Annotated in this window: 20 protein-coding genes and 1 pseudogene; 8 read left to right on the top strand and 13 right to left on the bottom strand. The window is 71.0% G+C overall.

Going from position 1 to position 21,388, the window contains the following annotated elements; translation table 11 throughout:
- The first annotated feature begins 159 nt into the window (after positions 1-159).
- On the top strand, positions 160-1,179 hold the full coding sequence (locus tag WME73_RS12475) for a hypothetical protein (protein ID WP_437915844.1): 1,020 nt from the start codon (positions 160-162) through the stop codon (positions 1,177-1,179).
- 119 nt (positions 1,180-1,298) lie between these two features.
- Complete coding sequence (locus WME73_RS12470) at positions 1,299-2,579, top strand: sigma 54-interacting transcriptional regulator (RefSeq protein WP_437745686.1); 1,281 nt, start codon at positions 1,299-1,301, stop codon at positions 2,577-2,579.
- Between the two features lie 68 nt (positions 2,580-2,647).
- Here WME73_RS12470 and WME73_RS12465 read toward each other — a convergent pair whose 3' ends face one another.
- From WME73_RS12465 to WME73_RS12455, 3 genes are all read right to left on the bottom strand, one after another.
- Positions 2,648-3,727, bottom strand: coding sequence for a hypothetical protein (locus WME73_RS12465; protein WP_437745685.1), 1,080 nt, complete (start codon positions 3,725-3,727; stop codon positions 2,648-2,650).
- Between the two features lie 19 nt (positions 3,728-3,746).
- Positions 3,747-5,030 carry a glucuronyl esterase domain-containing protein gene (locus WME73_RS12460; RefSeq protein ID WP_437745684.1) on the bottom strand — a complete coding sequence of 428 codons (1,284 nt, stop codon included), beginning with the start codon at positions 5,028-5,030 and terminating at the stop codon, positions 3,747-3,749.
- 639 nt (positions 5,031-5,669) lie between these two features.
- Positions 5,670-7,178 carry an FAD-dependent monooxygenase gene (locus WME73_RS12455; RefSeq protein ID WP_437747968.1) on the bottom strand — a complete coding sequence of 503 codons (1,509 nt, stop codon included), beginning with the start codon at positions 7,176-7,178 and terminating at the stop codon, positions 5,670-5,672.
- Positions 7,179-7,548: 370 nt separating this feature from the next.
- Here WME73_RS12455 and WME73_RS12450 point away from each other — a divergent pair, with 370 nt between their 5' ends.
- Entirely contained in the window at positions 7,549-8,004 is a 456-nt protein-coding gene (locus WME73_RS12450) for a GNAT family N-acetyltransferase (RefSeq protein ID WP_437915843.1), read from the top strand.
- A 187-nt stretch (positions 8,005-8,191) separates the two neighbouring features.
- Here the strand turns inward: WME73_RS12450 and WME73_RS12445 are convergent, their stop codons facing one another.
- Positions 8,192-9,259: a glycoside hydrolase family 16 protein gene (locus WME73_RS12445; RefSeq protein ID WP_437745682.1), complete on the bottom strand. Its 1,068-nt coding sequence runs from the start codon at positions 9,257-9,259 to the stop codon at positions 8,192-8,194.
- 369 nt (positions 9,260-9,628) lie between these two features.
- Positions 9,629-10,540 carry a LysR family transcriptional regulator gene (locus WME73_RS12440; protein WP_437915842.1) on the bottom strand — a complete coding sequence of 304 codons (912 nt, stop codon included), beginning with the start codon at positions 10,538-10,540 and terminating at the stop codon, positions 9,629-9,631.
- Between the two features lie 102 nt (positions 10,541-10,642).
- On the opposite strand from WME73_RS12440, the gene WME73_RS12435 reads away from it, so the two are divergent.
- Both WME73_RS12435 and WME73_RS12430 read left to right on the top strand, forming a co-directional pair.
- Entirely contained in the window at positions 10,643-10,840 is a 198-nt protein-coding gene (locus WME73_RS12435) for a hypothetical protein (RefSeq protein WP_437915841.1), read from the top strand.
- Complete coding sequence (locus WME73_RS12430; RefSeq protein ID WP_437915840.1) at positions 10,837-11,700, top strand: NAD(P)-dependent oxidoreductase; 864 nt, start codon at positions 10,837-10,839, stop codon at positions 11,698-11,700. The genes WME73_RS12435 and WME73_RS12430 overlap by 4 nt, the downstream gene beginning before the upstream one ends.
- A 129-nt stretch (positions 11,701-11,829) precedes the next feature.
- Here the strand turns inward: WME73_RS12430 and WME73_RS12425 are convergent, their stop codons facing one another.
- The gene (locus WME73_RS12425) at positions 11,830-12,798 is read right to left on the bottom strand and encodes a LysR family transcriptional regulator (protein WP_437915839.1); all 969 of its coding nucleotides are present in this window, start codon (positions 12,796-12,798) and stop codon (positions 11,830-11,832) included.
- 57 nt (positions 12,799-12,855) lie between these two features.
- Between WME73_RS12425 and WME73_RS12420 the strand changes: the two genes are divergently transcribed.
- Positions 12,856-13,395, top strand: coding sequence for a peroxiredoxin-like family protein (locus WME73_RS12420; RefSeq protein WP_437745677.1), 540 nt, complete (start codon positions 12,856-12,858; stop codon positions 13,393-13,395).
- 42 nt (positions 13,396-13,437) lie between these two features.
- On the opposite strand, the gene WME73_RS12415 is transcribed toward WME73_RS12420, so the two are convergent.
- Entirely contained in the window at positions 13,438-13,839 is a 402-nt protein-coding gene (locus WME73_RS12415) for a YciI family protein (protein ID WP_437745676.1), read from the bottom strand.
- Between the two features lie 238 nt (positions 13,840-14,077).
- Entirely contained in the window at positions 14,078-14,992 is a 915-nt protein-coding gene (locus WME73_RS12410) for a helix-turn-helix domain-containing protein (RefSeq protein ID WP_437915838.1), read from the bottom strand.
- Between the two features lie 123 nt (positions 14,993-15,115).
- Here WME73_RS12410 and WME73_RS12405 point away from each other — a divergent pair, with 123 nt between their 5' ends.
- Positions 15,116-15,721 carry an ATP-dependent Clp protease proteolytic subunit gene (locus WME73_RS12405; RefSeq protein ID WP_437915837.1) on the top strand — a complete coding sequence of 202 codons (606 nt, stop codon included), beginning with the start codon at positions 15,116-15,118 and terminating at the stop codon, positions 15,719-15,721.
- Between the two features lie 84 nt (positions 15,722-15,805).
- Here WME73_RS12405 and WME73_RS12400 read toward each other — a convergent pair whose 3' ends face one another.
- The 5 genes and pseudogenes from WME73_RS12400 to WME73_RS12380 form a co-directional block, all read right to left on the bottom strand.
- Positions 15,806-17,443, bottom strand: coding sequence for a basic secretory protein-like protein (locus WME73_RS12400; protein ID WP_437915836.1), 1,638 nt, complete (start codon positions 17,441-17,443; stop codon positions 15,806-15,808).
- 755 nt (positions 17,444-18,198) lie between these two features.
- Positions 18,199-18,279: pseudogene (locus WME73_RS12395) on the bottom strand (DUF899 domain-containing protein); the annotation flags it as partial.
- A 94-nt stretch (positions 18,280-18,373) separates the two neighbouring features.
- Positions 18,374-18,865, bottom strand: a complete 492-nt coding sequence (locus WME73_RS12390) for an SRPBCC family protein (RefSeq protein ID WP_437915835.1) — start codon at positions 18,863-18,865, stop codon at positions 18,374-18,376.
- The gene (locus WME73_RS12385; RefSeq protein ID WP_437745671.1) at positions 18,862-19,191 is read right to left on the bottom strand and encodes an ArsR/SmtB family transcription factor; all 330 of its coding nucleotides are present in this window, start codon (positions 19,189-19,191) and stop codon (positions 18,862-18,864) included. The genes WME73_RS12390 and WME73_RS12385 overlap by 4 nt, the downstream gene beginning before the upstream one ends.
- A 125-nt stretch (positions 19,192-19,316) precedes the next feature.
- Entirely contained in the window at positions 19,317-20,309 is a 993-nt protein-coding gene (locus WME73_RS12380) for a quinone oxidoreductase family protein (protein ID WP_437915834.1), read from the bottom strand.
- A gap of 91 nt (positions 20,310-20,400) precedes the next feature.
- On the opposite strand from WME73_RS12380, the gene WME73_RS12375 reads away from it, so the two are divergent.
- Positions 20,401-21,339 (top strand): LysR family transcriptional regulator, encoded by a 939-nt coding sequence (locus WME73_RS12375; RefSeq protein WP_437745669.1) that lies wholly within the window; start codon positions 20,401-20,403, stop codon positions 21,337-21,339.
- Positions 21,340-21,388: the final 49 nt, after the last annotated feature.

The following is a 21,388-nucleotide window of genomic DNA, read 5'->3' as shown; positions in this document are numbered from 1 at the left end:
CTGGAGCGCGCGGACGTCGCGCGATCGCGATCGCGATCGGTAGCGCCGGGCGCGATCGCGATCGCCCGCTCGGGCCGAATCGTGGGCCTAAGTTGCCGAATTTACATTGGATATCGTCGGCACGCGGGCTGCTACGGGGGCGCTCGGAGAGGAGCCCCGATGCCGATGATGAGCCGAGATACCTCCGATACGTCCGTCACGTTCTCCCTCGCGGAGCTCGCGAAGCTCGAGGAGGCGCGCGTGCGGGAGGAGCACCTCCAGCGCGCGAGAACACGCGAGAAGGAAGCCCGCGAGCAGCGCGAGGAGGAAGCGCGCCGGCGCGCCGCGGATGCGGCTCGGGCCGCGGCCGAGGCAGAGACGCAGGCGCGGCGCGAGCGGGAGCAGGCCGAGGCGGAGGCGCGCGCGGAAGCGCGGGCGCGGGCGGCGCTCGAGGTGGCACGCATCGAGGCCGAGGCGAAGGCGCGCCTCGAGGCGGATAACGCGGCGCGCGCGCACGAGCTGGCCGTCACCCGCGCGCGCGCCGAGGGACGACGCCGCAGCCTGACGCACGCGCTCGCCGCCGCGCTCGGCCTGGCGCTGTGCGGCGGCGCAGCGGCCGCCTACGGGGTCGCGCAGCACGTGGCAGGCCTGGAGCAAGAGGCCCAGCGGCTCCGTGATGCACAGGCGGCGCTGGCAGACGAACGCGAGAGCGCGAGGGCGGCCGAGCTCGCGGCCCTCGACAGGCGCCACGCGGCGCTGCGCGGCAGGCCCCTCGCCCGCGACGCCGAGGAGGCAACCGCGACCGCGGAGGCGGCGCGGAGCGCCCTCGATCCGCGGGCGCTGGACCACAACCGGCTGCGGGCGTTCGGGGACGCGCTCGACGCGCTGGAGACACGGCTCGACGCGCTCGAGAGGATCGCGGCGCTCGATCGGCGCCACGCCGACCTCGCCGCATGGGCCGCGGAGCGGCGGCGGCCCGAGGCCACGGCGGCGGCCCAGGTCGCCGCGGCGCGCGCGAGGACGCCCGGCGCCGACGAGGGCGCGCTCCGCGCTTACGAGGGCGCGCTCACCCACCTGCGGGAGGCGCTCGCCCGACCTGCGGCGTCGGGACCGCGACCGCAGGTGGGGGTGGGGCCCCAGCAGCCCAGGTGCACGAACCCGGGCGACCCGATGTGCGGGTTCGACGGGCGGTCTCTCTGAAGCGCTGAAGCCGCGCTTCTCTGCGGGAAGCTCGGCGGAGCTCCGGGCGAACGACACAACCGTCGCCCCCCAGCGCTGCGCTTCCACGCTCCGGAGGTGCATGGCACCCTGCGAGGAGAATGGCCAAGGACGTGTCGAGCACCGTCGAGCACCGGAGCCCGGTGCGGCCCGAGGCCGGGAGGCGGCGGCCAGCGCTTGTGTGCGCGTTCCCGCGGCCCATGGCGTTCGCGCTGCCCGACTCCGGGACCGTCATCGGCCGCGCCTGGCTCGCCGAACGCGGCCTCGCCGACGCGGAGGTGTCAGGCAAGCACCTGCGGATCGATCGCGCCGGCGGCGCGCTGCGCGTCGCGGACGTCGGGTCGCGCAACGGCACGTGGGTGAACGGGTCGAGGCTCGCGCCGCGCGACCTCACGCCGCTCGACGACGGGGCGGTGCTGAGGCTCGGACGCGTCCTGTTCGTCTTCCGCGAGGAGCTCCTCGGCCCGCTCGATCCGGCGCCGCCCGTGGGCGGGCTCGTCGGGCCGTACGGCCTGCGCACCGTGGCGCAGCCCCTCGAGGGCCTGCCGCGGAGCCGCCCCGGCAACGTGCTCATCGAAGGGGAGACGGGCGTGGGCAAGGAGCTCGTCGCGCGCGCCACGGCGGCGGCCCTGGGGCGCGCAGCGCCTTTCGCGGCGGTGAACGTGGCCGGCGTCGCGCGCGGCGTGTTCGAGTCCCAGATGTTCGGCCACGTGGCGGGGGCGTTCTCGGACGCGCGCAGCGCCGCGCCCGGGATCGTCGTGGCCCACGACGGCGGGACGCTGTTCCTCGACGAGATCGGCGAGCTGGATCCCGATCTCCAGGCGAAGCTGCTGCGGCTCCTGGAGAACCGCGAGGTGCTGCCGGTCGGGGCGCAGCGGCCGGTCCACGTGAACGTGCTGGTCGTCGCCGCGACCCACAGGGACCTCGAGGAGATGGTGGAGCGCGGGGCGTTCCGGCGCGACCTGTTCGCGCGGCTCGCGATGGCGCGCATCCACGTGCCGGCGCTCCGCGAGCGGCGCGAGGACCTCTTCAGCGTGGCGGGCGAGCTCGCGCGGCGCGCGGGCGTCGCGCTCCCGGCCGAAGCGGTCGAGGTCGAGGCCATGGAGCGGCTGCTGCTCGATCCCTGGCCGAGCAACGTGCGCGGGCTCGACGCGGCCCTCGCGGAGGTGCGCCGCCTCGATCACGAGCCCGGGCTGCGGCTGTGGCCGGTCGAGGAGGTGCTCGGGAAGGCGCCGGACGACCAGAAGACCGCGCTCACGCAGGAGCGCGTCGAGTCCGCCCTCGCGGCCGCCGGGGGCAACGTGACGTCGGCCGCGGAGCGGCTCGGCGTCTCGCGCGGGAAGCTGCTGCGCTTCCGAAAGCGCACACAGCAAGGGGAGTGATCAAGCCTGGTTCGGTGCGTCGGAAATCCCGCCAGGCGGTTCGACGCGAGCGGCGAGGGAGGTCGCCATCACTCCCAGCCGGACACGCCGTTCGTGTCGCGCAGGATGGCGTGGACGGCGTGCACCTGACCGCCGGACATCTTGATCATATGCATGTCCAGATGCCCGTCCGTCATGAAGTCGAAGATGGTGAGACCGATGGCGATGCCACGCACCTCGTCGGCCAGGATGACGCGCGGGACGAAGGTGCCGCCAGACCCAGGATCGCTGGCGCTGCAGGATGCTCCGGTGCGGCAAGAGAAGTTGCCGCCCCCGTTCTCCAGGCGCTTGCAGGCTCCCGTGACGTCGCAGACGCCGGAGGGGAACGAGCGGAAGTACTTGTCGATCCAGCTCGTCAGCTCTTCCCGGGTGGCCCGCTCGGCCTCCGGGACCTCGTCGTGCCAGCCGATGTCGTCCGAGATGGCGATGATCGCGGCGGGATCCGAGGCGACCGCGAAGGATGCCGTGTAGTCGCCCGGGCGGACGACGATCGTCTCGATCTCCGTGATCTCCGAACCTTCCACCTTGATGCGGAGGGCGACGGGAAGATCCCTCCCGCCTTCCGGAATCACCGCCTGAGCGCCGGCGCTGCACGCCTCGGTATCCAGGGCACGCTGCGAATGCTTCACCTCGCCGGCGTCCCTCCAGAAGGCCGTCGTGCCGATCTCGGCCTGCATGCCGTTTTCGGTGAACTTCACGCCTTCTGCCAGGGGTAGGCTGGAAGGATCCCCGGCGGCGAGGGCGGCGAAGTAGTCGTCCAGGAGGCCATCCAGGAGCTCGCGCGTGCAGTCGCCACCCGGAGCGCCGCCCGCCCCCGTCGCTCCGCCGGTGGCCGCTCCGGGCCCACCGCCGGTGGAGGTGCCGCCGCTCGGCCCCGCGCCGCTGCTCGGCCCCGCGCCGCCGCTGGCGCCGCCCGATGAGGCGCTGCTGGTCTCTTGCGGCGTGCCGCCGGCGCCTCCCGCGGGGCTCTGGCCGCCAGAGCCCGCCGCGCTGCCCGAGGCTCCACCACCTCCGGTGCCGCCCGTGGCGTCATCGTTTTGGCCAGGGTCGCAAGCGCCCAGCGTCAGCGCCAGGGCGACCCCGAGAGAGAGGAACGAGCTAGGATTCATACGTTACCTCTGCGCTGGATCAAAGCTCGCCGGTGAGCGTCGGCGGTGTCCAGTCGATGTGGTCCAGGTGGTTGGGCTTGTTGGGCAGGTCCGTAGCGAAATTGCCCGTCGCCGTGGCGGCGTTGCCCTTCAGGAACTTGTCGACCATGGCGTTGAGGGATGCAGTGTACTGCGAGCGCCAGCTGCAGTGGCTCCCACCTGCGCCCGTGTAGGCGATGTGGTCTCCGACGCCGAGCGCCTCGAAGATCATCTTGCCGACGTTGGCGGTGACCCACGCCGAGTTCCGATCGAGCCCGTTGTACATGGTGCTCGGGTTGTCCACGATGTAGAGGCCGCGCGGAGCGATGAGGCCCATCATCTCGTGCATGTCGACGGGCAGCTTGTTCGTGTTGTCGGCCCCAGCGTTGTTGCCCGTGGTGAACTGACCGAGCGCCACCTCCGAAAGCCAGCGGACGTAGCTGATGCCATGATAGGGCCATTCGGAGCCGCTGTAGCTATCGAGCACCTCGACGAGGCGCAGGCCGATCGTGCCCCCGAGACCCGACTCCACCGGGATGGTCAAGGCGATGCGGTTGTCGAGCACGCCGGCGACGAAGGCACCCTTGCCCCAGCGTGAGCAACCCGTCACACCCACCCGGCGCGGATCGATGACGCCGGGGTTCTGCTCCAGGACGTCGAGGACGCGACTGATCTGCCAGGCCTGTGCCGTGAGGTAACCCGCAGGATGGTCCGAACCGTACGCGCTGTAGAACGGCCCGTTCTTCGCGCCGCTGGTGCCTTGCGACTCGACCGCGGTGAAGGTGATCGTCGCGACGCCGCTCGGAACTGGCATGCCGCTCAGGCCGCCGTAGCCGATGATGGCCGGGGCGGGCGCCGTCGCCCCGTTCATGTTCACGGTGAGGTTGAACGAGGCGGTGCCGCCGCCATCCTTGACCTCGACGGTGATCCTGCTGTTGCTCACGGTGCCGGACACGGCGCCCTTTGCCGGGACGGGCTTGTCGCCGTAGATGAACTTGTAGGCTTGCTGGAGGATCTCTTCGCGCCGGCAGGCCCACTCGCTCTTGCTGGCGATGCGGCTGCCGTCCATCTTCTTGAAGGGGTCCGGCAGCTTCGAGTTCGCCGTGAGCGAAGCGACGCTCGGCATCGCTCCGACGGTGCACCCGGCTCCAGGGTTCTCCACCTCACCCCACTCGGCGCTCACGGCGTTGCCGCCGTCGCCGTTGCCTCCGGCACCACCGGTTCCCGGCGCTCCGCCCGTTCCGGCCGGGCCCCCGCCACCGGCGCTGGCTTCGCCCGTCGTCACGTCGCCGCCCGTCCCGGTCGGGGTACCGCTCGAAGAGGACGGTCCACCAGTGCCCGTCGGCGTCCCTCCGGTGCCGCTGCCGCCGACGCCCCCCGTGCTGGCTGCAGGGCTTCCTCCTGAACCGCTGGGATCCTCCGATCCGCCTTCGCTGCCGCAGGCGGCGAGCACCCAAGGCAGCACTGCGAACAAAGCCAAAGAGATCGTGGGACGTGCAGTGCGTAGACGCATGTTGAGCGCTCCTCGTGAGGGGTCGTGAAACAGGATCCCGCTGGGGTCGGGCGATGGGATGGCGGACGAGGGCCCGACCCGCGAGTGCCGCAGAAGTTATTCCCCACTTTGCCGGTCGTCTTCAAGCTGATTTTGTGCTACTTTTCGTAACGTTCGTGCGCCGCGCGTACCGCTCAGGTGGACTGTTCTCGGCTCTTGCAAAATGTCGATTCTTGCGAGATGCGCACGGGCGTGCAGCCGGTGCGCTGCTTTGACGGCCTGCCGCCGAACGAGCTCTTGCGTGCTTTTCGATGGCCTCGATCCGTCCGGCCGCAGCTGGTAATCGTCCCCTTCGCCCACGCCAGGGCCAGGAGCAGGCCGAAGCCGATTTCCTGTTTGCCCCTCGACGGCACGTCCTCCCCCGCTGAGCGCCTACGCGGAGGCAGTGTGCCGGGAGAGCAGGTGTGCCGCGGCGCTCCGCTGGGTGGGCGGTCCGAACCAGGTGGTGAGGGCGTCGCGAAGGCCGTGGTCCGTCCCTTCTCCGACCCACGCGACGTGTCCGTCGGGTCGAATCAAGACGGCAGTCGGCGCAGGTACCGCGCCGAGCACCGGGAGCTCCCACACACCAGCGGGGCGAGCTTCGAGCAGCCGAACACGAGCGGCCCAGGGAGCGATGTCGAAGGCACCCGGCTCGCCGAGGTTGAGCAAGACCGGTCTTGCCTCGTGCAGCAGCGTGAATACGCGCAGCGGTCCGCTCTCGGTGACCAGGTCGAGATCGGGCATCCGACGTCCGAGCAGCGGGTGTCCTTCACCGAGGTCATAGCGAATGTCAAGACCAGACATCATCGCGGCGTAGCGCTTGCGGGGCTCGTCGATCTTGAGCAGCTCGGTCACGGTCTCGCGCAGGGCCTCCGTTCGATCGTCGCCGCGACCGAGCGCGGTTTGTGCCATGGTCAGGCGCAGCACGCGGGCAGCGATGGGGTGCCGCTCGGCGTGATAGGTATCGAGCAGGCTGTCGGGCGATGTGCCGCTCACCACCTGGGCGAGCTTCCATCCCAGGTTCACGGCGTCCTGGACGCCGATGTTGAGCCCCTGTCCACCTGCCGGCGCGTGCACGTGCGCCGCGTCGCCCGCCAGGAGGACACGCCGGTCTCGGTAGGACGCCGCTTGCCGAGCCATGTCGCTGAATCGGGATAGCCAGGTCGGGTTGTGAACACCGAAGTCGGTGCCGTAGACCGCGACGAGCGCATCGCGCAGGTCCTGGAGCGTCGGCTTGTCGGCTTTGCCGACGTGCGGCTCCACGAGCACGACGCCAACACGCTTTCCGTCTTCCAGCTTACCCAGCGCGTTGACGCCCTTTTCGCCGCGGCGGACGCCCCACGCGGGCTCGTCCACCATGTCCACCTCCGCGATCAGGTAGCTCGTCGACGCGTCCCATCCGGCGAAGTCGATGCCCGCCTCCTTGCGGACCAGGCTGCGACCGCCGTCGCACCCGACGAGGTACTTCGCTCGTAGCGTCGCGCCGTCAGACAGCTCGACGTCGACGCCCGTGTCGTCCTGCGCAAACCCCGTCACGTCACGCCCGCGATAGAACTTCACCGGCAGCTCGGAGACCCAGTCGGCCAGGATGCGCTCGATCCGGTTCTGGCGGAGCGCGAGCCCGTGGTTGTGGCGAACCGGGAAGTCGCTGATGTCGAGAGGGATGAACGAGAAGCCCGCGACCTGCATCACCTGCCCTTGTGAGAGAAAGCGCTCCGCGACGCCACGCTGATCGAAGACCTCGATCGTGCGTGCGTGCAGACCGCCCGCGCGCGAGCCGGCGAGGTCCTGGTTTTCGCGCCGCTCGACGACGGCGACGTCGATCCGCGCCAGCGCTAGCTCGGCCGCCAACATGAGCCCCGTCGGACCTCCACCCGCGATCACCACGGCGTGCTTCGGCATCTTCATGGTGCAGCATGGTGCGGCACGCCTGGGGGCTTCCGGCAAGCCCCCATGTCTGGTATACGCTGGGGCTGGAGATGAGCGGGAGGCTCGCTCGTTTCCTCGCTGCACGCGCGCCTCGCGGCGCACGGCGGCGCGCCGAATTTTTGCGCTCGTCCGACGTTCGTTGGTGATCCTCTGAGACCCCTCGATGGAGGCCGGCCTGCCATGACCCGCAGCGAGGACGAGCGCGCCATCGACGCCGTCGTGCGTGCGTTCTTTCAGGCCTTTGGACCGGAGCCATGCCCTTGCGCCAGCAGACACCGCCCGGCGGAGACCGGCGCGCCGCCGTCCCCGGCGCGCCCGGTCGGCTCGCCTGCCCGAGGTCCCCGTGATCCGGGCCGCTCGCCCCGAGGAGGCTGAGCTCCTCGGCGCGCTCGCCCTTCGTTCCAAGGCGCACTGGGGCTACACGCGCGAGTTCATGGAGGCGTGCCGCGCGGAGCTCTCGATCTCGCCGGCGTACGTGGCGCGGCATCCGACCTTCGTCCTGGTGCGCGGAGACGAGGCGCTCGGGTTCTACACGCTCGAGGCCCTGAGCCCGACCCGGGTGGAGCTCGGCCACCTCTTCGTCGAGCCGGAGGAGATCGGGCGCGGTCATGGCCGCGCGCTCCTGGCGCACGCGCGCAACGAAGCGCGGCGACGCGGGTACCGCGTCCTCGTGATCCAGGGCGATCCGAACGCCGCGCGGTTCTACGAGGCCTGCGGCGCGCGGCGCGTGGGCGAGAAGGGCTCTGCCAGCATCCCTGGCCGGCTGCTCCCGCTCTTCGAGCTCGACCTGTCTCGTTGACGCGCCGCCGCTCGCGCTGGCCGAGCGTCCACGATATCGGCCCGCCTGTTTCGCCGCCGAGGGTGGCTCCGGTGTGGCCCAACGGGGCGCCCTCCGCCGCCGCGTCCAGATCCGCCTGTGCCTTGCCGGGAAGAATGGAAATACAGAGGAGGAAAAGTAAAACAATCCCTCGCCCTGAGCGGGAGTGCTAGGGCAGGGTGTCCACGAGGGCGAGCGAGGACGCCCGGAAACCGGCCACCTGCGCGTCCACCTCGGCCTGCGACAAGAGCACGTCCTTCGCGAAGTAAACCCAGTCGACGTCCTCGGCGTACGTCCGCGAACCGGTCTGTCCAGCGGCGAGCTCGTCGAACCATAGGTTGAAGTCGAGGTGCTGGTCCGTCTCGGGGACGTACGTGGCGTCGTGCGTGCAGAGCCGCGCGCCGTCGACGTAGTAATGGATACCGGACGCGTCGATCTGGAGGAGGAGCCTCTTCCAGCCCGACTGGTCCCCCGCGACCTGGTTCGACTGCGTATTCTCGAGCGTGGCCGTCTCCCACGAGGTCAGCCACAGCGTGCTGTTATCGCCCTGCCCCCACCCGCCGTTGGGCATGTACTCGAAATCCTGCTCCGAGTAGTTGGGATCGGCCTCGGGGTCGTTGATCCATGGGCTGATCGTGAAGAACGTCTCGACCAGCTTGTCGCCGAGGTGCCGGGTCCCGGTCAGGGGCGTGTTGCGGAATCTCACCCTGGCGGAGTAGGTCCCGAGGCGGAACCTGTCGTCGTTGGACTGGATCTCCGCGTGCGAGGTGCTCGCTCCCGATCCGCGCGAGGTCGCTTCGAGCCGCAGCAGCCTGTTCGAGGCGAGATCGGGATCTTCGATGAACGACACATTGGACGAGAGCCATTGTGCGCCGGCGACTCCGGGCGCTCCGTCGGTCGTCCGTACCCACCACCGGCTCTTGAGACCGTCGTCGGCGATGCCGCTGTAGCTGAAGTCGTCGAAGAACTCGGCCGACACCGCGACCCCGCCGCCACCCTCGCCGCCAGCGCCGCCGCTCTCGCCGCCAGCGCCGCCGCCCTCGCCGCTGCCGCCCTCACCGCCGCTCCCTCCGCCAGCGCCGCTGCCGCCATGGCCGGCAGGGACGTCGAGCTCGTTCGAGCAACCCACCAGCGCATGCACCGCAAGCAGCGCCGCCCCCGCGGCGTGGATGAAGCGCGCGCCGCGGGGCGCCTCGTTCGAAGCAGCGATCCTCTGGCCTTCGCGATCCGTTTTCATCGAGACTGTTCCTTTCGGGATGAGCGTCCCATCGCGGGCAGCTCCGAGGAGACCATGATGATGCTCCGCCCCCGGTTCGCGAGGTCGGCTCGAGGATCACGGCCTCCAAGGCGTAGCCCTACCCGACCACGAAGTACGGGAAGGCGTGCCGCATGGTCCAGAGCCTCGCGAGCCCGGGTCGAGCCCTCCGCAGACTGTGGAGTGAAAGCGGCCCGTGACGAACACACGGAGGAGCGCACCTCCTGCATTTCCGCCGCTGCCACCCTTCAGCGAGGCAGCAGTAGAAGCGTTCGTGCTGGTCGGGAGCCTGAAGGACGCTGACAGCTTGAGCAGCGCCAAGAAGATGGAGGCCCTGCGCGCCACCCTGATTCAACCCGTTTTTCGCTCCAGTCGCGCGGCGAGCCCTGCGGCGAGGTGCTCGGTCAGCGCGCGGACCGTCGTCGATGAAAACCGTCCAGGTGGGCTCAGCGCAAAGACGGGAGCCGGCGGCGTCACGAAGTCCTCGAGCAGCGGGACGAGTCGGCCGCGCTTGATATCGTCGCGCACGAGCCAGTCGGCGAGCAGCGCCACCCCGAGGCCCTGTCGCGCCATGAGCGCCACTGCCTCGCTGTTGTTGGCGGCGAAGCGACCACGGACAGGGACCGGGACGCCTTTGCCAGGCTCCCTCCCAAAGCGCCAAACGGTCGGCGCGTTCGCCTCGCCGTGAACGAGGCACTCGTGGGTCCGTAGGTCGCTCGGGGCGTTCGGGCGGCCGCGCGCTCCGAGGTACGACGGCGCGGCGACGAGCACGCGACCGCTGTCGGCGAGCTTCCGCCCGCGGGCGCTGGTGTCAGCGGGGACGCCGACGCGAATCGCCAGGTCGAACCCCTCGTCGACGAGGCTCACGTACCTGTCGATCATCACGAGCTCTGCGCTCACCGCGGGGTGGCGTCTCAGGAAGTCGCCGACCGAAGGGACGATGAAGAGCCGACCAAAGACGACGGGGATGCTCACGCGGACACGGCCGCGCGGCTCCCGGTCGCTCTCGTTGAACTCGCCGCTCAGCTCGTCGAACGCCGCGAGCAGCTCCCGTGCGCGGGCCATCAGACGCTGACCGGCCTCCGTGACGCGAACCGATCGCGTCGTGCGCTCGACGAGGCTCGCGCCGAACTGCGCCTCGAGCTCGGCGATCCACTTGCTCGCGGTCGACTGCTTGATCTTGAGGTCCCGGGCGGCGGCCGAAAAGCTGCCTCGCTCGGCGAGTCGCGAGAACAACCGCAGCGCTTCAAGTCGATCCATCATGCCCCTTTCGGAATAATTCCTAGCACGAATGCGACATTTCGTCCCCTCCTGGAATGAGTCATTCCTGCCCCTCGATGACGGCGACCCACCAGGAGGCAATCCGTGACGACCACTGTTGACGAGCTCGACCCCACGCACACCTACGTCGACCTCAGCGTCCTGCACATGACGGTCACCGGCCTCGCGCGGAGCACGACGCTCGAGACCGGTGGCGTCGCCGTCGGCGACGAGGTGAGAATCACGACCTGCGGTTCCAGCGAAAGCGGCGAGCGGCGGAGGACCCTATGTGCAGGCGCATGAGGGTGGCGTTCCTCGGCCTCGGTGCGATGGGCGGGCGGATGGCCTCTTGCCTCGTGAACGACGACATCGAGCTGAAGGTCTGGAGCCGTTCGGGAGTACCGTCGTGGGCGCCGTCGCTGGGCGCGTTCGCCGCGCGAACGCCGGCCGATGCCTCCAGAGACGCCGATGCCGTCTTCGCGATGGTCACGGACGACGAAGCGTCGCGCTCCGTGTGGCTCGACGACGATGTGGGCGCTCTGCGCGGGATGCGCAGCGGAGCGGTCATCGTCGAGTGCAGCACGCTGAGTCCAGGTTGGGTGTCGACGCTCGCCGGGCGCGCGAAGGACGCTGGGCTCGAGTTCATCGACGCGCCCGTCGTCGGCTCTCGCCCACATGCCGAGAGGGGTCACCTGATCTTCCTCGTCGGCGGAGACGCCGCGGTGCTGGAGCCGCTCCGTCCGATCCTCGGTCGCATGGGTGGCGCGGTAAAGCACATCGGCGCCTCGCCCGCGGGAGCGTACGCGAAGCTCATCGTGAACACCTTGTTCGGCGTCCAGGTCGCGGCGCTCGCCGAGATCCTCGGGTTCGCGGCGCGAGCGCGGCTCGACACGGCGGCGCTGATGCACGCGCTGGAGGGGCTCCCGGTCCTGAGCCCCGCCGCCAGCAGCGCCGCGACGGGGATGCTGGGTCGTCGATTCGAGCCGATGTTCCCGGTGTCGCTCGCCGCCAAGGACCTGCGATACGCGCTCGAGGCAGCGGAGCGCGTCGGCGGCGAGCTGCCGGTGAGCCGGGGCGCGAGCGAGGTGTTCGAACGCGGCCTCGCGGGCGGACTCCGCGACGAGAACCTGACGGCCGTCGCCAAGCTCTACGACGAGGAGTGAGCCTCGCGCCGAGCTCTCCGTGTCCGACAAGGTCCATCGCTGCGCCTCACCTGCAGGTGGAGCCCCCGCGACAGCACGAGCTCCAGCATCATCGGCGCGTGGTCGAGAGGGCCGCCGCGTCGCGCGTGATCACCGGGCGCGGCGCGACCGGGGAACGGCGCGCCCCGCCGCGTCGTCGAGCCCGAGGCGACGACGCATCGCCGCGGCGACCCGCTCGCGTGCCCAGCGGTGCGCGGGATCGGCCTGGAAGCGCTCGTTCCACAGCAGCGCGAAGGGGACCGGCGGCAGGGCGAGCGGCGCCTCGCGGACGACAAGCCCCAGGACCCCGGCCACCGCGTGCACGAGGGGCATCGGCGCGTTCATCAGGAGATCCGAGCTGGCGACGATCATCAGGCCGGCGAGGAACGACGGCACCTCGACGCTCACCCGGCGGACCAGCCCACGCCGCGCGAGCTCGTCGCTGATGACGTTCGGGCGCTCGTTGCCGATCCGCACGACCACGTGGGCGTGCGCCAGCCAGCGCGCGACCGTGAGCGGGCGGTCGAGCGCCGGGTGTCCGCGCCGGGCCGCCACGCCGAAGCGCAGATCGCCGAGCGGGCGGGCGATGGCGCTGTCGTCGACGAATCCCGCCGGGGCGAGCGCGAGCGGTGGATCACCCGCCGCGAGCGCCCGCCCGAGATCGGGCGTGACGCTGGAGATCCGTAGGTCGACGCCGGGTGCGTCGGCGGCGAGGTCGGCGAGCAGCCCAGGCACGAGCGGGATGAGCAGGTCCGGCATCGCCAGCGCCAACGTGTGGCGGCTCGTGGCCGGGTCGAAGCACGACGGCGGCGCGACGGCGGCGTGCAGCGCCCGCAGGGCCGCCGCGAGCGGCCCGGCGATCGCCTCGGCGCGCGGCGTGGGCACCAGCCCTTCGTCGCCGCGCACCAGCAGCGGGTCGGAAAGCGCCTCGCGCAGCCGCCGGAGCCGATGGCTCATCGACGACTGCGTGAGGCCCATGCGCTGGGCGGCCCGGGTCACGTGGCGCTCCTCCAGGAGAACGTGCAGCGCGTGCAGATGGCTGGGGTCGAGCCCGTCGAACATCTCATCGAGTACTACCATGATTGAGATGAAAATCATCGATGAGCACCATGACGCCGGCCCGCTAGAGTCGAGTCCATGGCCGAAAACGTTCGCTCTCATCGCCTGCGCCCCGGAGACCACCTCGCCCCGTCGACCCTCGAGACGCTGTGCCACGGGCCGCTCCGGATCCCGTCGGGGGGCCTCCTCCACCTCCAGTTTCGCCGCTTCGCCGGCTGCCCGGTGTGCAACCTCCACCTCCGCTCGTTCGCCCGGGGGCGCGAGCAGCTCGCGGCGGCGGCGGTGCAGACCGTCGCCTTCTTTCACTCCTCCGCGGAGACGATGCGGCCCTACCACGCCGATCTGCCGTTCCCCGTCGTCCCCGATCCGGAGCGCCGCTGGTACCGGCAATTTGGCGTCGAGCGCTCCGCGCTGGCGGCCGCGCATCCGAAGGTCGCGTGGTCGGCGATCCGGGGCATGGTGAGCGCGCGGTCCAACCCGTTCCACGGAGAAGGGGGCAAGGATGGGCTGCCCGCCGACTTTCTCGTCGGCCCCGACGGCGCGCTCCTCGATGTGCACTACGGAGCTCACGCCGCCGATCACTGGGAGCTCGAGCAGGTGATCGCCCTCGCGCGCTGAAGCGGCGGAACCGCCCGATCAGCGCGCCGAGCGAGGGTGAGCTCACAGGAGCTCTTTGGGGAGCTCGCTCCCGCTCATCACCTGCCGCACCTCGATGGCCATGTTGAGCGGCTCGCCGCCGAGCCCGGGCGCGGCGGACGCCTGCGCGGCGAGCTCGTAGGCGCGCTCGGGGCTCCCGACGTCGACTACCCAGAAGCCGGCGAGGAACTCCTTGGCCTCGGGGAACACGCCGTCGGTGATGGGCCTGCCGTCCTTGCCGGCGCGCACGAGCCTGGCCTGGTCGGGCGCGGTCAGCGCCTCGATCCCCACGAGCTCGCCCGACTCGCGGAGCTTCTGGTTGAAGCTGTTCAGGAACGCGAGGTGCGCCTGCAGGTCCTTCGACGGCCAGCTCATCAACTCGTAGGGCTCTCGGGTCGGCACGTGCATCATCAGGAGGTATTTCATCGTCAGCTCCCTTTCAGCGTGCGCGCCCCGCGTCGGGCGCGCGTTCACAGAGGAGTCGAAGCCCAGGCGGCGTTCTCGACATCGCGGAGGACGATATTCGAAACAATCTCTTGGCGGCCGGCAGACGACGCGGGCGAGAGGAAGGCGTGCCCCCCCACATCGGAACAGCCCTCCACGCCGCTCGGGAACCGCGGCCGTTCGCCATGTCCTGGGCTCGCGCTCCGCCCAGGCGGAGCGCTCACGCCGCCGCGCGGACCGGCGGCAGGCGGAACGCGGCCCCCTCGGAGCGGCTGCGCCGGCGGAACGCGCCCGGCGCCTCGCCCGTGTGCCGCTTGAACGCGCGGCTGAACGCGAACTCCGAGTCGTACCCGACCTCGGCCGCCACGGCGGCCAGCGAGCCGTCGCCCTCGGCGAGCAGCTCGGCCGCCCGCTGCATGCGGAGCTCGGCAAGGTAGCGGAGCGGCGGGACACCCAGCTCGGCGAGGAACCGCCGCGCCAGCGCGGCGCGGGAGAGGCCCGCCGCCTTCGCGAGCGCCTCGACGCTCCAGCGCTCGGCCGGCTTCTCCTGCATGAGCCGCAGCACGCGCGCGACGCGACGGTCGAAGGCGCGCGCGCCGCGCCGGTCGAGCGCGCGCGACGCGCGCCCTTCGCGCGCATGCTCGTGGCAGTGCAGCGCATAGGCGAGCAGCGGCTCGAGGAGCGAGCGCGCCAGCTGGGCCTGCCCCGGGGAAGCCTCCATAAGCGCGGCGCGCAGCAGGCCCACGACCGCAGAGAGCCCCGGCGCGCGCCGCACCTCGCCGGCAGGCAGGTGGACCACGGGCGCGAGCGACGCGAGCGCCCCGCCGGGCGCGGCGGCGTAGGTCGCCGAGATCAGCTCCGCCTCGGCGGGAGCGCGCCCGGGCGGCGGCGCGACGCAGCGGAGGCTCTGCTCGCGGGGCCCCGCGCCGCGCGGGCCGAACCCGAGGAGCACGACATCGCCGGCGTCGAGCTCCAGGGCGCACACGCCGTCCTGCGAGAGGCGAAAGGCGCCCTGCACGACGACGTGGAGGCTCGGCGGATCACCCGCGCCCGCGCGCCAGGGCGCGCCAGGATGGCCCTGATGCCGGGAGACCACCACGCCGCGGGGAAGCAGCCGCTCCAACTCGTCCGCCATGCCCCATGGTTGCCCGCGCCGAGGCCGCTCGTCCAGCGCCCGCTCGCGGATCGAGACGCGCGAGCATGACTCCGCGCCTCGCGGTCATGGCGCGCGGGCGAGGGCCGCCGGAAGCTCGGGGCCATGACACGCCTCGATTCCACGCCGGATTCCACGCCGAACGAAGAGCCGCACCCGCGCGCGCTGTCCGAGAAGGTCCAGAGCAGCCTGCTGAGGAGCCGGACCGTCCTGATCTTCGGGGAGATCACCAGCGAGCTGGCGCAGGCGACCACCGCGCAGCTCCTCGCCCTCGCGAGCGATGATGGCGAAAAGCCGATCCGGATCCTGATCCACTCGCCGGGCGGGCACGTGGAGTCGGGGGACACGATCCACGACGTGATTCGCTTCATCCGGCCCGAGGTCAAGGTGATCGGCACCGGCTGGGTCGCCAGCGCGGGCGCGCTGATCTTCGTCGCCGCGCGGCGGGAGAACCGGTTCGCGCTCCCGAACACGCGCTTCCTCCTGCACCAGCCGCTCGGCGGCGTGCGCGGCCCCGCGTCGGACATCGAGATCGAGGCGGCCCAGATCATGGCCGCGCGCGAGCGGCTCAACCGCATCTTCGCGGAGGCGACGGGGCAGGCGGCCGCGAAGATCGCGCGAGAGACCGAGCGCAACCTGTGGATGACGGCGCCCGAGGCCCAGGAGTACGGCCTCGTGCATCGCATCGTCGAGAGCGCGCTGGAGGTCTGAGCGCGCCGATGTGCTGGTCGCGGAGGATGGGTATGCTGCGCCTCGCGCCGCGAGGGCGCGCGGCGCGGTCAGGGGCGGTATCCCTCAGAGGCTGCCGGGGCCGGGGAAGTCCACGCCCCACCAGTAATGGTCACGGAACTCGTTCCAGAGCGCCGTGCGCGTCTGCCCGGTCTCCGTGACGAAGACGCTCTCGTCGTACGGGAGCGCGTCGTAGGGCGCGAGGCTCCTGTTGAAGGCCGGGATGAACCCGGGCTTCTTGAACTGCTCGATCCAGAGGAGGAACGTCGCCATCTCGCCGTCGTTCTGCACGAAGTTCCCGGCGGTCCGGACGGTGAGGTCGTGATGCCCGGCGCGCAGGCGCAGCGAGTCTGCGAGGCCCTCGATGATGTATCCGTTGCCGGTCCCCACGTCGTCGAGCTGATAAACGTGCGCGAGCTCGTGGTAGAGCGTGCCGATGATGACGCGCCGCACGTCGTCGCCGCTGTTGTACACATCGTTGATCCAGAACGCGCTGAACGACACCGTGGCCACATCGCCGCTGTACTCCGCCCAGGCGTACCCCGACTGGTCGACCACCCTGATGTTCAGGGTGTTCCTCCGCTTCCAGAAGGCGCCGGGCTGTGTATAGAGCCCCTCGACCACCTCGCGCGAGATCTCGCGCACGTCCCGCACGAGGGTGCTGCCGATCGCGTCGTTGAAGCGCTGTCCGCCCGTGGTCGTGGACTGGTTCTGGTACTGGACCGTCTGCGGGAGGACGGCGCGGTACGGATCGTCGGTCCGGAGGAGCTCGATCTCGCTGAGTTGCAGGACGGAGGTGTCGCTGGTGAAGTTGAACCGGTAGTTCTTGTACGCCGTGGCGTTGTTGATGAAGTAATGGTTGCGCTGGAACCTGTTCGTGAAGCTCTGGCCCGCGCGGGTGTCGAGCGTTGTCCAGGTGACGCCGTCGTTGGAGCCCTGGAGCGTCCAGGACCTCGGGTCGCGCGCCGGGGAGTCGTTCGCAGAGGAGATGGCGTACCCGTCGATCGTGAACGCGGTGGGCAGCTCGTAGCGGATCCAGCCGGTGCTGCTGAACGTGAGCCACTTGCTGATGGGGCGGCCGTCGAAGGCCCTCGCCGCGGTCTCCTGCGGGCCGTTCTCCCCGCTCGCGGTGATCACGGGCGGCGTCGGCAGGATCGGCGTGCCCGGCGACCCGAAGAGCGCGAACTCGGAGAGCTGGATCTGGGCCCAGCCCCCGAGATTCTGCTGGATCTCGAGGCGGAACTTCCTGTACGCCTGCGCGCCGGCGACCGTGTACGATTTCGTCTGGAAACGCGCCGAGAAGCTCTCGTTCGAGCGCGTGTCGAGCACCGTCCACGTCATGCCGTCGTTCGAGCCGAGGAGCCGCCAGGCGCGCGGATCGCGCTCCGGGAAATCGTTCGCCGAGGAGATGCTGTACGAGCCGAGCACGTACGCCTCATTGTTCGGCGAGTCGTACTGGAGGAAGCCCTGGCCCGCGAAGATGAGCCATTTCGTCCCGACATCCTCGTCGAAGGCGTTGTCGAGCCGCTCGCCCGCGGGAGAGTCGTAGGTGCTTGCATAGAAGGTGCCGCCCTCGAGCCGCGCATCCACGAGCGCCTGCTCGGCGGCCTCGATATCGCCGTCGCCGAGCTCCTCGCCGAGGGCGCACGCCGAGAGCGCCGCCATGGCTACCAGGGCCGCGGTGTGTTGAAGAATCTTCGTCATCGCGTTTGCCTTCCTTTCCTGTTCGGATCGCTCGGGGCCAGGACGAGCGACGTCGTCGCACGCCAGGCCAAGAGCGCCGGGCTGCCTCAGGTCAGCCAGACACGCCCCGCGGGCCGCGCCGCCTCGACGAGGCTCGCAGATCCCTGGGATTGTCCCGTGGATGCATGCCCACCGGGCGCGACGAGCTTCAGCCGTCCCGTGTTCTCCCGGAGACGCCTCTCGAGCTAACGAGATGATCGCCGCGCTGCGCGCAGCGCGCTGTCCAACCTGGCAGGGCGGCAATATGGCACCTCTTGTCGGGGGCGCAAGGCGGCACCGGCGCGAGGCCCGTTGAGCTACACGATCTCGGCGTGAACGCGCGCCGATCCCCACGTCTCATACAGCTCTCAACAAACCCGCTTCACACTTCTTAACGCGAGCGCCAGATATAGAGAGTAGAAGTCCCCCGCCAATCGGCAATACCCGGCGCCCTCATGACGCCGCTTCCTGGAAGGGAGTACCGCGCTCGACGAGATGTACGGAATCCGGGATCGGGGGAGGGCTGGACTCCGGCGCTCGCGGCGAGGCGTCGTGGAGGAGCAGCTCGCAGGGGCGAGACCCCTCCCGCCATGGCGGAGAGCCCTGGCGGGAGCGTCCGGCTCACCAGCCCGTGGTACTCGTGGATCGCTGCATATCCCCGCTGTGGCCGCCGGCGCCTTGGCGACGCTCGATCTCGAGGCGTGCCACGTGTGGATTCACGTGGACCGGCCACCGGCTCAGCCCTTGTCGTACTCGTCGTGGCGGCGAGACCAGGCACCCGTCTCGTTGCGTCCCTTGGGGGCGCGGTCGAGCCCCTGCGCGGGAGCCTCAGGGCCGTTTGGACGCGGCCCTCACCGAGGCCAGGCTCAGGCGGCGAACGGCGGGGCCCAGCGGAACCCCGTGACGGTGATCCTATCCATTCGAGGCCTCCGCCGGCGCGGCGCCGTTCTCGCCGGTGATGGCGTCGATCTTCTGGAGGACCTTCGGCCATCCCTCGCTCATGTTGTGGAACGCATGGTCGTTCTTCGGGGTCTGGAAGCCGGAGTGCACGAGGCGCAGCCGGGTGCCGCCGCTGACCTTGGTGAGCGTCCAGGTAACGACCGTCTCCAGACGCGAGCCATAGCCGGCGTTGGCGACGTGTCCGCCCTTCCAGGAGTAGACCAGGCGCTCGTTCGGCGTGACCTCCAGCACTTCGCACTGGATGACGCCATCCCACTCGCCGGCCGGCGTGGTCTGGTAGGTGAAGCGGGCGCCCTTGGTCGGCTCGAAGCCGATCGGCTTCATCAGCCAGCGGCCCATCAACGCGGGCGTGGTCAGCGACTTCCACACCATTTCGGGCGTGTGGGGAAACACCTCGTCAACGACTATCTCTCGGCTGTCGGCCACGATGGCGGCACTGTTCATGGATCAATCTCCTTCAGGAGGGTTCTGAGGTCGGCGAACCGGTCGCGCCAAAAGACGCCGTAGTGGCTCATCCAGTCGACCAGCGGCGCCAGCCCCTCCGGCTGGGCGCGGTAGTAGACCTTGCGCCCCTCGGGGCGCTCGGCGACCAGGCCGGCCTGCTTCAGCGACTTCAGGTGCTGGGAAATGGCGCCCTGGGTCACGCCGCTGCCCCGCGTCAGCTCCACCACGGTGATCTCGTCGGAGCTGACGATCCGCTCGAACACGGCCCGCCGAGTGGGATCGGCAAGCGCGCGCATGACGGCGTCGATCGCAGCGGCTTCAGCCATGCCCCATACATTAGTCAATACTCATCAATTAGCAAGTGCTAATTGATTCTGTCACACCTCAGGCGCGGCCTGAGCCGGCACCTCTGCGCCCCGGCCCCCGGCGCGGAGCCTCCGTCGCCGCGTCCTCAGGCAGCGCAGCGCAGCAGGATCTTCCCCTGAACAACGCGCGCCCGCAGCGCATCGAGCGCGTCGCCGACGCGCTCGAGCGGCCATGTCGCGTGAACGACCGGCTCGAGCGCTCCGCTCTCGACGAGCGAGAGCACCTCTTCCATCGTGCGCGAGAACCGCTCCGGCGCCTCATTGACCACCGTGAACAGGTCGCTCATCGCGAGCGATACGCTGCGTCCGAAGCCGTCCGCGAGCGCGGCGCCGAGCTCGGCGCCTGGCGGCCCTTCGAGGAAGCCAAAGGACACGAGGCGGCCGAAGGGCGCGAGCAAGCCGAGATCGCGCGCAAGCGTCACGCCGCCGGTCGCGTTGAGCGCCGCATCGACGCCGCGCCCATCGGTCAGCGCGCGCACCCGCGCCGCGACGTCCTCGCGGCCGTGGACGATCGCAGCGGCGGCGCCGTTGCGCGCCGCATGATCCACCTTGGAGGCGTCGCCGACGAGCGCCACCGCGCGCACGCCGAGGTGCCGCGCGAGCTGCAGAGCGGCGGTCCCAACGCCGCCGGCCCCGCCGTGCACGAGCACCGTCTCGCCGGGGGCGATCCGGGCGCGCTCGCGCAGGAGCACCCACGCCGTCGCGTAATTGACGATCGACGCGGCGGCGCGGTCGAGCGGCACACCGTCGGGCACGATCGCGGCGCGGCGCGCCTCGACGTCGGCGAGCTCGGCGAACGCGCCGGTGTGCGGCGTGCCCATCGCGACGACGCGCGCGCCCACCGCCGGCCCGCGCGCGCCCTCGCCGAGCGCCTCGACCGTGCCCGCGAGCTCGAGGCCGAGCCCCACGGGCCTCGGCGTGAGGGGGAGCTTCCCGTCGGCGAGGAGCAGATCGATGTGGTTCACCCCGGCGAACGCGACGCGCACGCGCACGTGCCCGCGTGGAACGGGGCCGAGCTCCCGCTCGCCGATCACAGCGCCGCCCGCGCCCGGGCCCGGCCCCAACAATGCAGCTCTCATCCGTGCTGTCCCTCCGCGTTGAACAGGCCCGAGCGTGCGGGTGCGCGGTCCGCCAGTCCAATGGATGCACCGGATGCTATGCATTCACGCAGTGAATCTCTCTGCGCTCGACCTCAATCTTCTCGTCGTCCTGGAGGCGCTGCTCGAGGAGCGCAGCGTGACCGCCGCCGGCAAGCGCGTGGGCCTGAGCCAGCCCGCGACGAGCAACGCCCTCGGCCGGCTCCGCGCGCTGCTCGGCGATCGCCTGCTCGTCCGGCGCGGCCGCGCGCTCTTCCTGACGCCCCGCGGGGAGCAGCTCCGGCGCGACGTGCGCCCGGCCCTGGACCGCCTGCGGGCGGCGCTCGCCCGCCGCCCGGCGTTCGACCCCGCGGCGCTCTGTGACGAGCTGCGGGTGGGCATGAACGACTACGCCGCGTACGTGCTGCTGCCGCGGCTCGTCCGGCGGCTCCGGGCGCGCGCGCCGAGGGCCAGGCTCGCGGTGCTGCCGTTCGAGACGCGCGACGCCGCCCGGGCGCTCGACGCGGGCGAGGTCCACGTCGGCCTCGCGGTGGAGGGGCCCGGGCTGACCGGGCTCGAGTCCCGGCCGCTCCTGCGCGACGACTTCGCCCTCGTCTGCCAGCCTCCCGCGCCGCGCACGCTGCGCTCGTTCCTCGCGCGGCCGCACCTGCTCGTCTCACCGCACGGCGGGCGCGTCGGGGTGGTCGATCGCGCGCTCGCCGCCCAGCAGCTCGAGCGCGACGTCCACGTCACGCTGCCGCACTTCCTGATGGCGCCGCACCTGCTTTCGGGCACCGACCTCATCGGCGTCCTGGCTGGCGAGGTCGCGCGGGACATCGCCCCCGCGCTGAAGCTCGTCGTCGCGCCGCCGCCGCTCGCGCTCCCGGGTTTCACGCTCTCGGCCGTCTGGCACCCCAGGCTCACGGACGATCCGGCGCACGCTTGGCTGCGCGAGCAGCTCGCGGAGGCCGCGGCGGAGCAGCAGGCGTCGCGGCCGGCCTCCGCGCCCGCCCGGCGGTCGCGCGACGCCTGACGCGGCCCTCCATGGATCAACGATGAGGCAGCCTTCGCTCCACGGCCTG

This window comes from Sorangium sp. So ce302, assembly GCF_051530145.1.
Lineage (GTDB): Bacteria > Myxococcota_A > Polyangia > Polyangiales > Polyangiaceae > Sorangium > Sorangium cellulosum_B.
The sequence above is the reverse complement of the archived record's forward strand: the minus strand, read 5'-3'. Positions and strand labels throughout refer to the sequence as shown.

Excerpts from the sequence above, each read along its gene's own strand:
- WME73_RS12385 (WP_437745671.1), bottom strand. The coding sequence starts at position 19,191 with ATGGCTGAAGCCGCTGCGATCGACGCCGTCATGCGCGCGCTTGCCGAT.
- WME73_RS12405 (WP_437915837.1), top strand. The coding sequence starts at position 15,116 with ATGACACGCCTCGATTCCACGCCGGATTCCACGCCGAACGAAGAGCCG.
- WME73_RS12420 (WP_437745677.1), top strand. The coding sequence starts at position 12,856 with ATGGCCGAAAACGTTCGCTCTCATCGCCTGCGCCCCGGAGACCACCTC.
- WME73_RS12400 (WP_437915836.1), bottom strand. The coding sequence starts at position 17,443 with ATGACGAAGATTCTTCAACACACCGCGGCCCTGGTAGCCATGGCGGCG.
- WME73_RS12475 (WP_437915844.1), top strand. The coding sequence starts at position 160 with ATGCCGATGATGAGCCGAGATACCTCCGATACGTCCGTCACGTTCTCC.
- WME73_RS12410 (WP_437915838.1), bottom strand. The coding sequence starts at position 14,992 with ATGGCGGACGAGTTGGAGCGGCTGCTTCCCCGCGGCGTGGTGGTCTCC.
- WME73_RS12380 (WP_437915834.1), bottom strand. The coding sequence starts at position 20,309 with ATGAGAGCTGCATTGTTGGGGCCGGGCCCGGGCGCGGGCGGCGCTGTG.
- WME73_RS12425 (WP_437915839.1), bottom strand. The coding sequence starts at position 12,798 with ATGGTAGTACTCGATGAGATGTTCGACGGGCTCGACCCCAGCCATCTG.
- WME73_RS12430 (WP_437915840.1), top strand. The coding sequence starts at position 10,837 with ATGAGGGTGGCGTTCCTCGGCCTCGGTGCGATGGGCGGGCGGATGGCC.
- WME73_RS12415 (WP_437745676.1), bottom strand. The coding sequence starts at position 13,839 with ATGAAATACCTCCTGATGATGCACGTGCCGACCCGAGAGCCCTACGAG.
- WME73_RS12470 (WP_437745686.1), top strand. The coding sequence starts at position 1,299 with ATGGCCAAGGACGTGTCGAGCACCGTCGAGCACCGGAGCCCGGTGCGG.
- WME73_RS12390 (WP_437915835.1), bottom strand. The coding sequence starts at position 18,865 with ATGAACAGTGCCGCCATCGTGGCCGACAGCCGAGAGATAGTCGTTGAC.
- WME73_RS12445 (WP_437745682.1), bottom strand. The coding sequence starts at position 9,259 with ATGAAAACGGATCGCGAAGGCCAGAGGATCGCTGCTTCGAACGAGGCG.
- WME73_RS12465 (WP_437745685.1), bottom strand. The coding sequence starts at position 3,727 with ATGAATCCTAGCTCGTTCCTCTCTCTCGGGGTCGCCCTGGCGCTGACG.
- WME73_RS12440 (WP_437915842.1), bottom strand. The coding sequence starts at position 10,540 with ATGATGGATCGACTTGAAGCGCTGCGGTTGTTCTCGCGACTCGCCGAG.
- WME73_RS12455 (WP_437747968.1), bottom strand. The coding sequence starts at position 7,178 with ATGCCGAAGCACGCCGTGGTGATCGCGGGTGGAGGTCCGACGGGGCTC.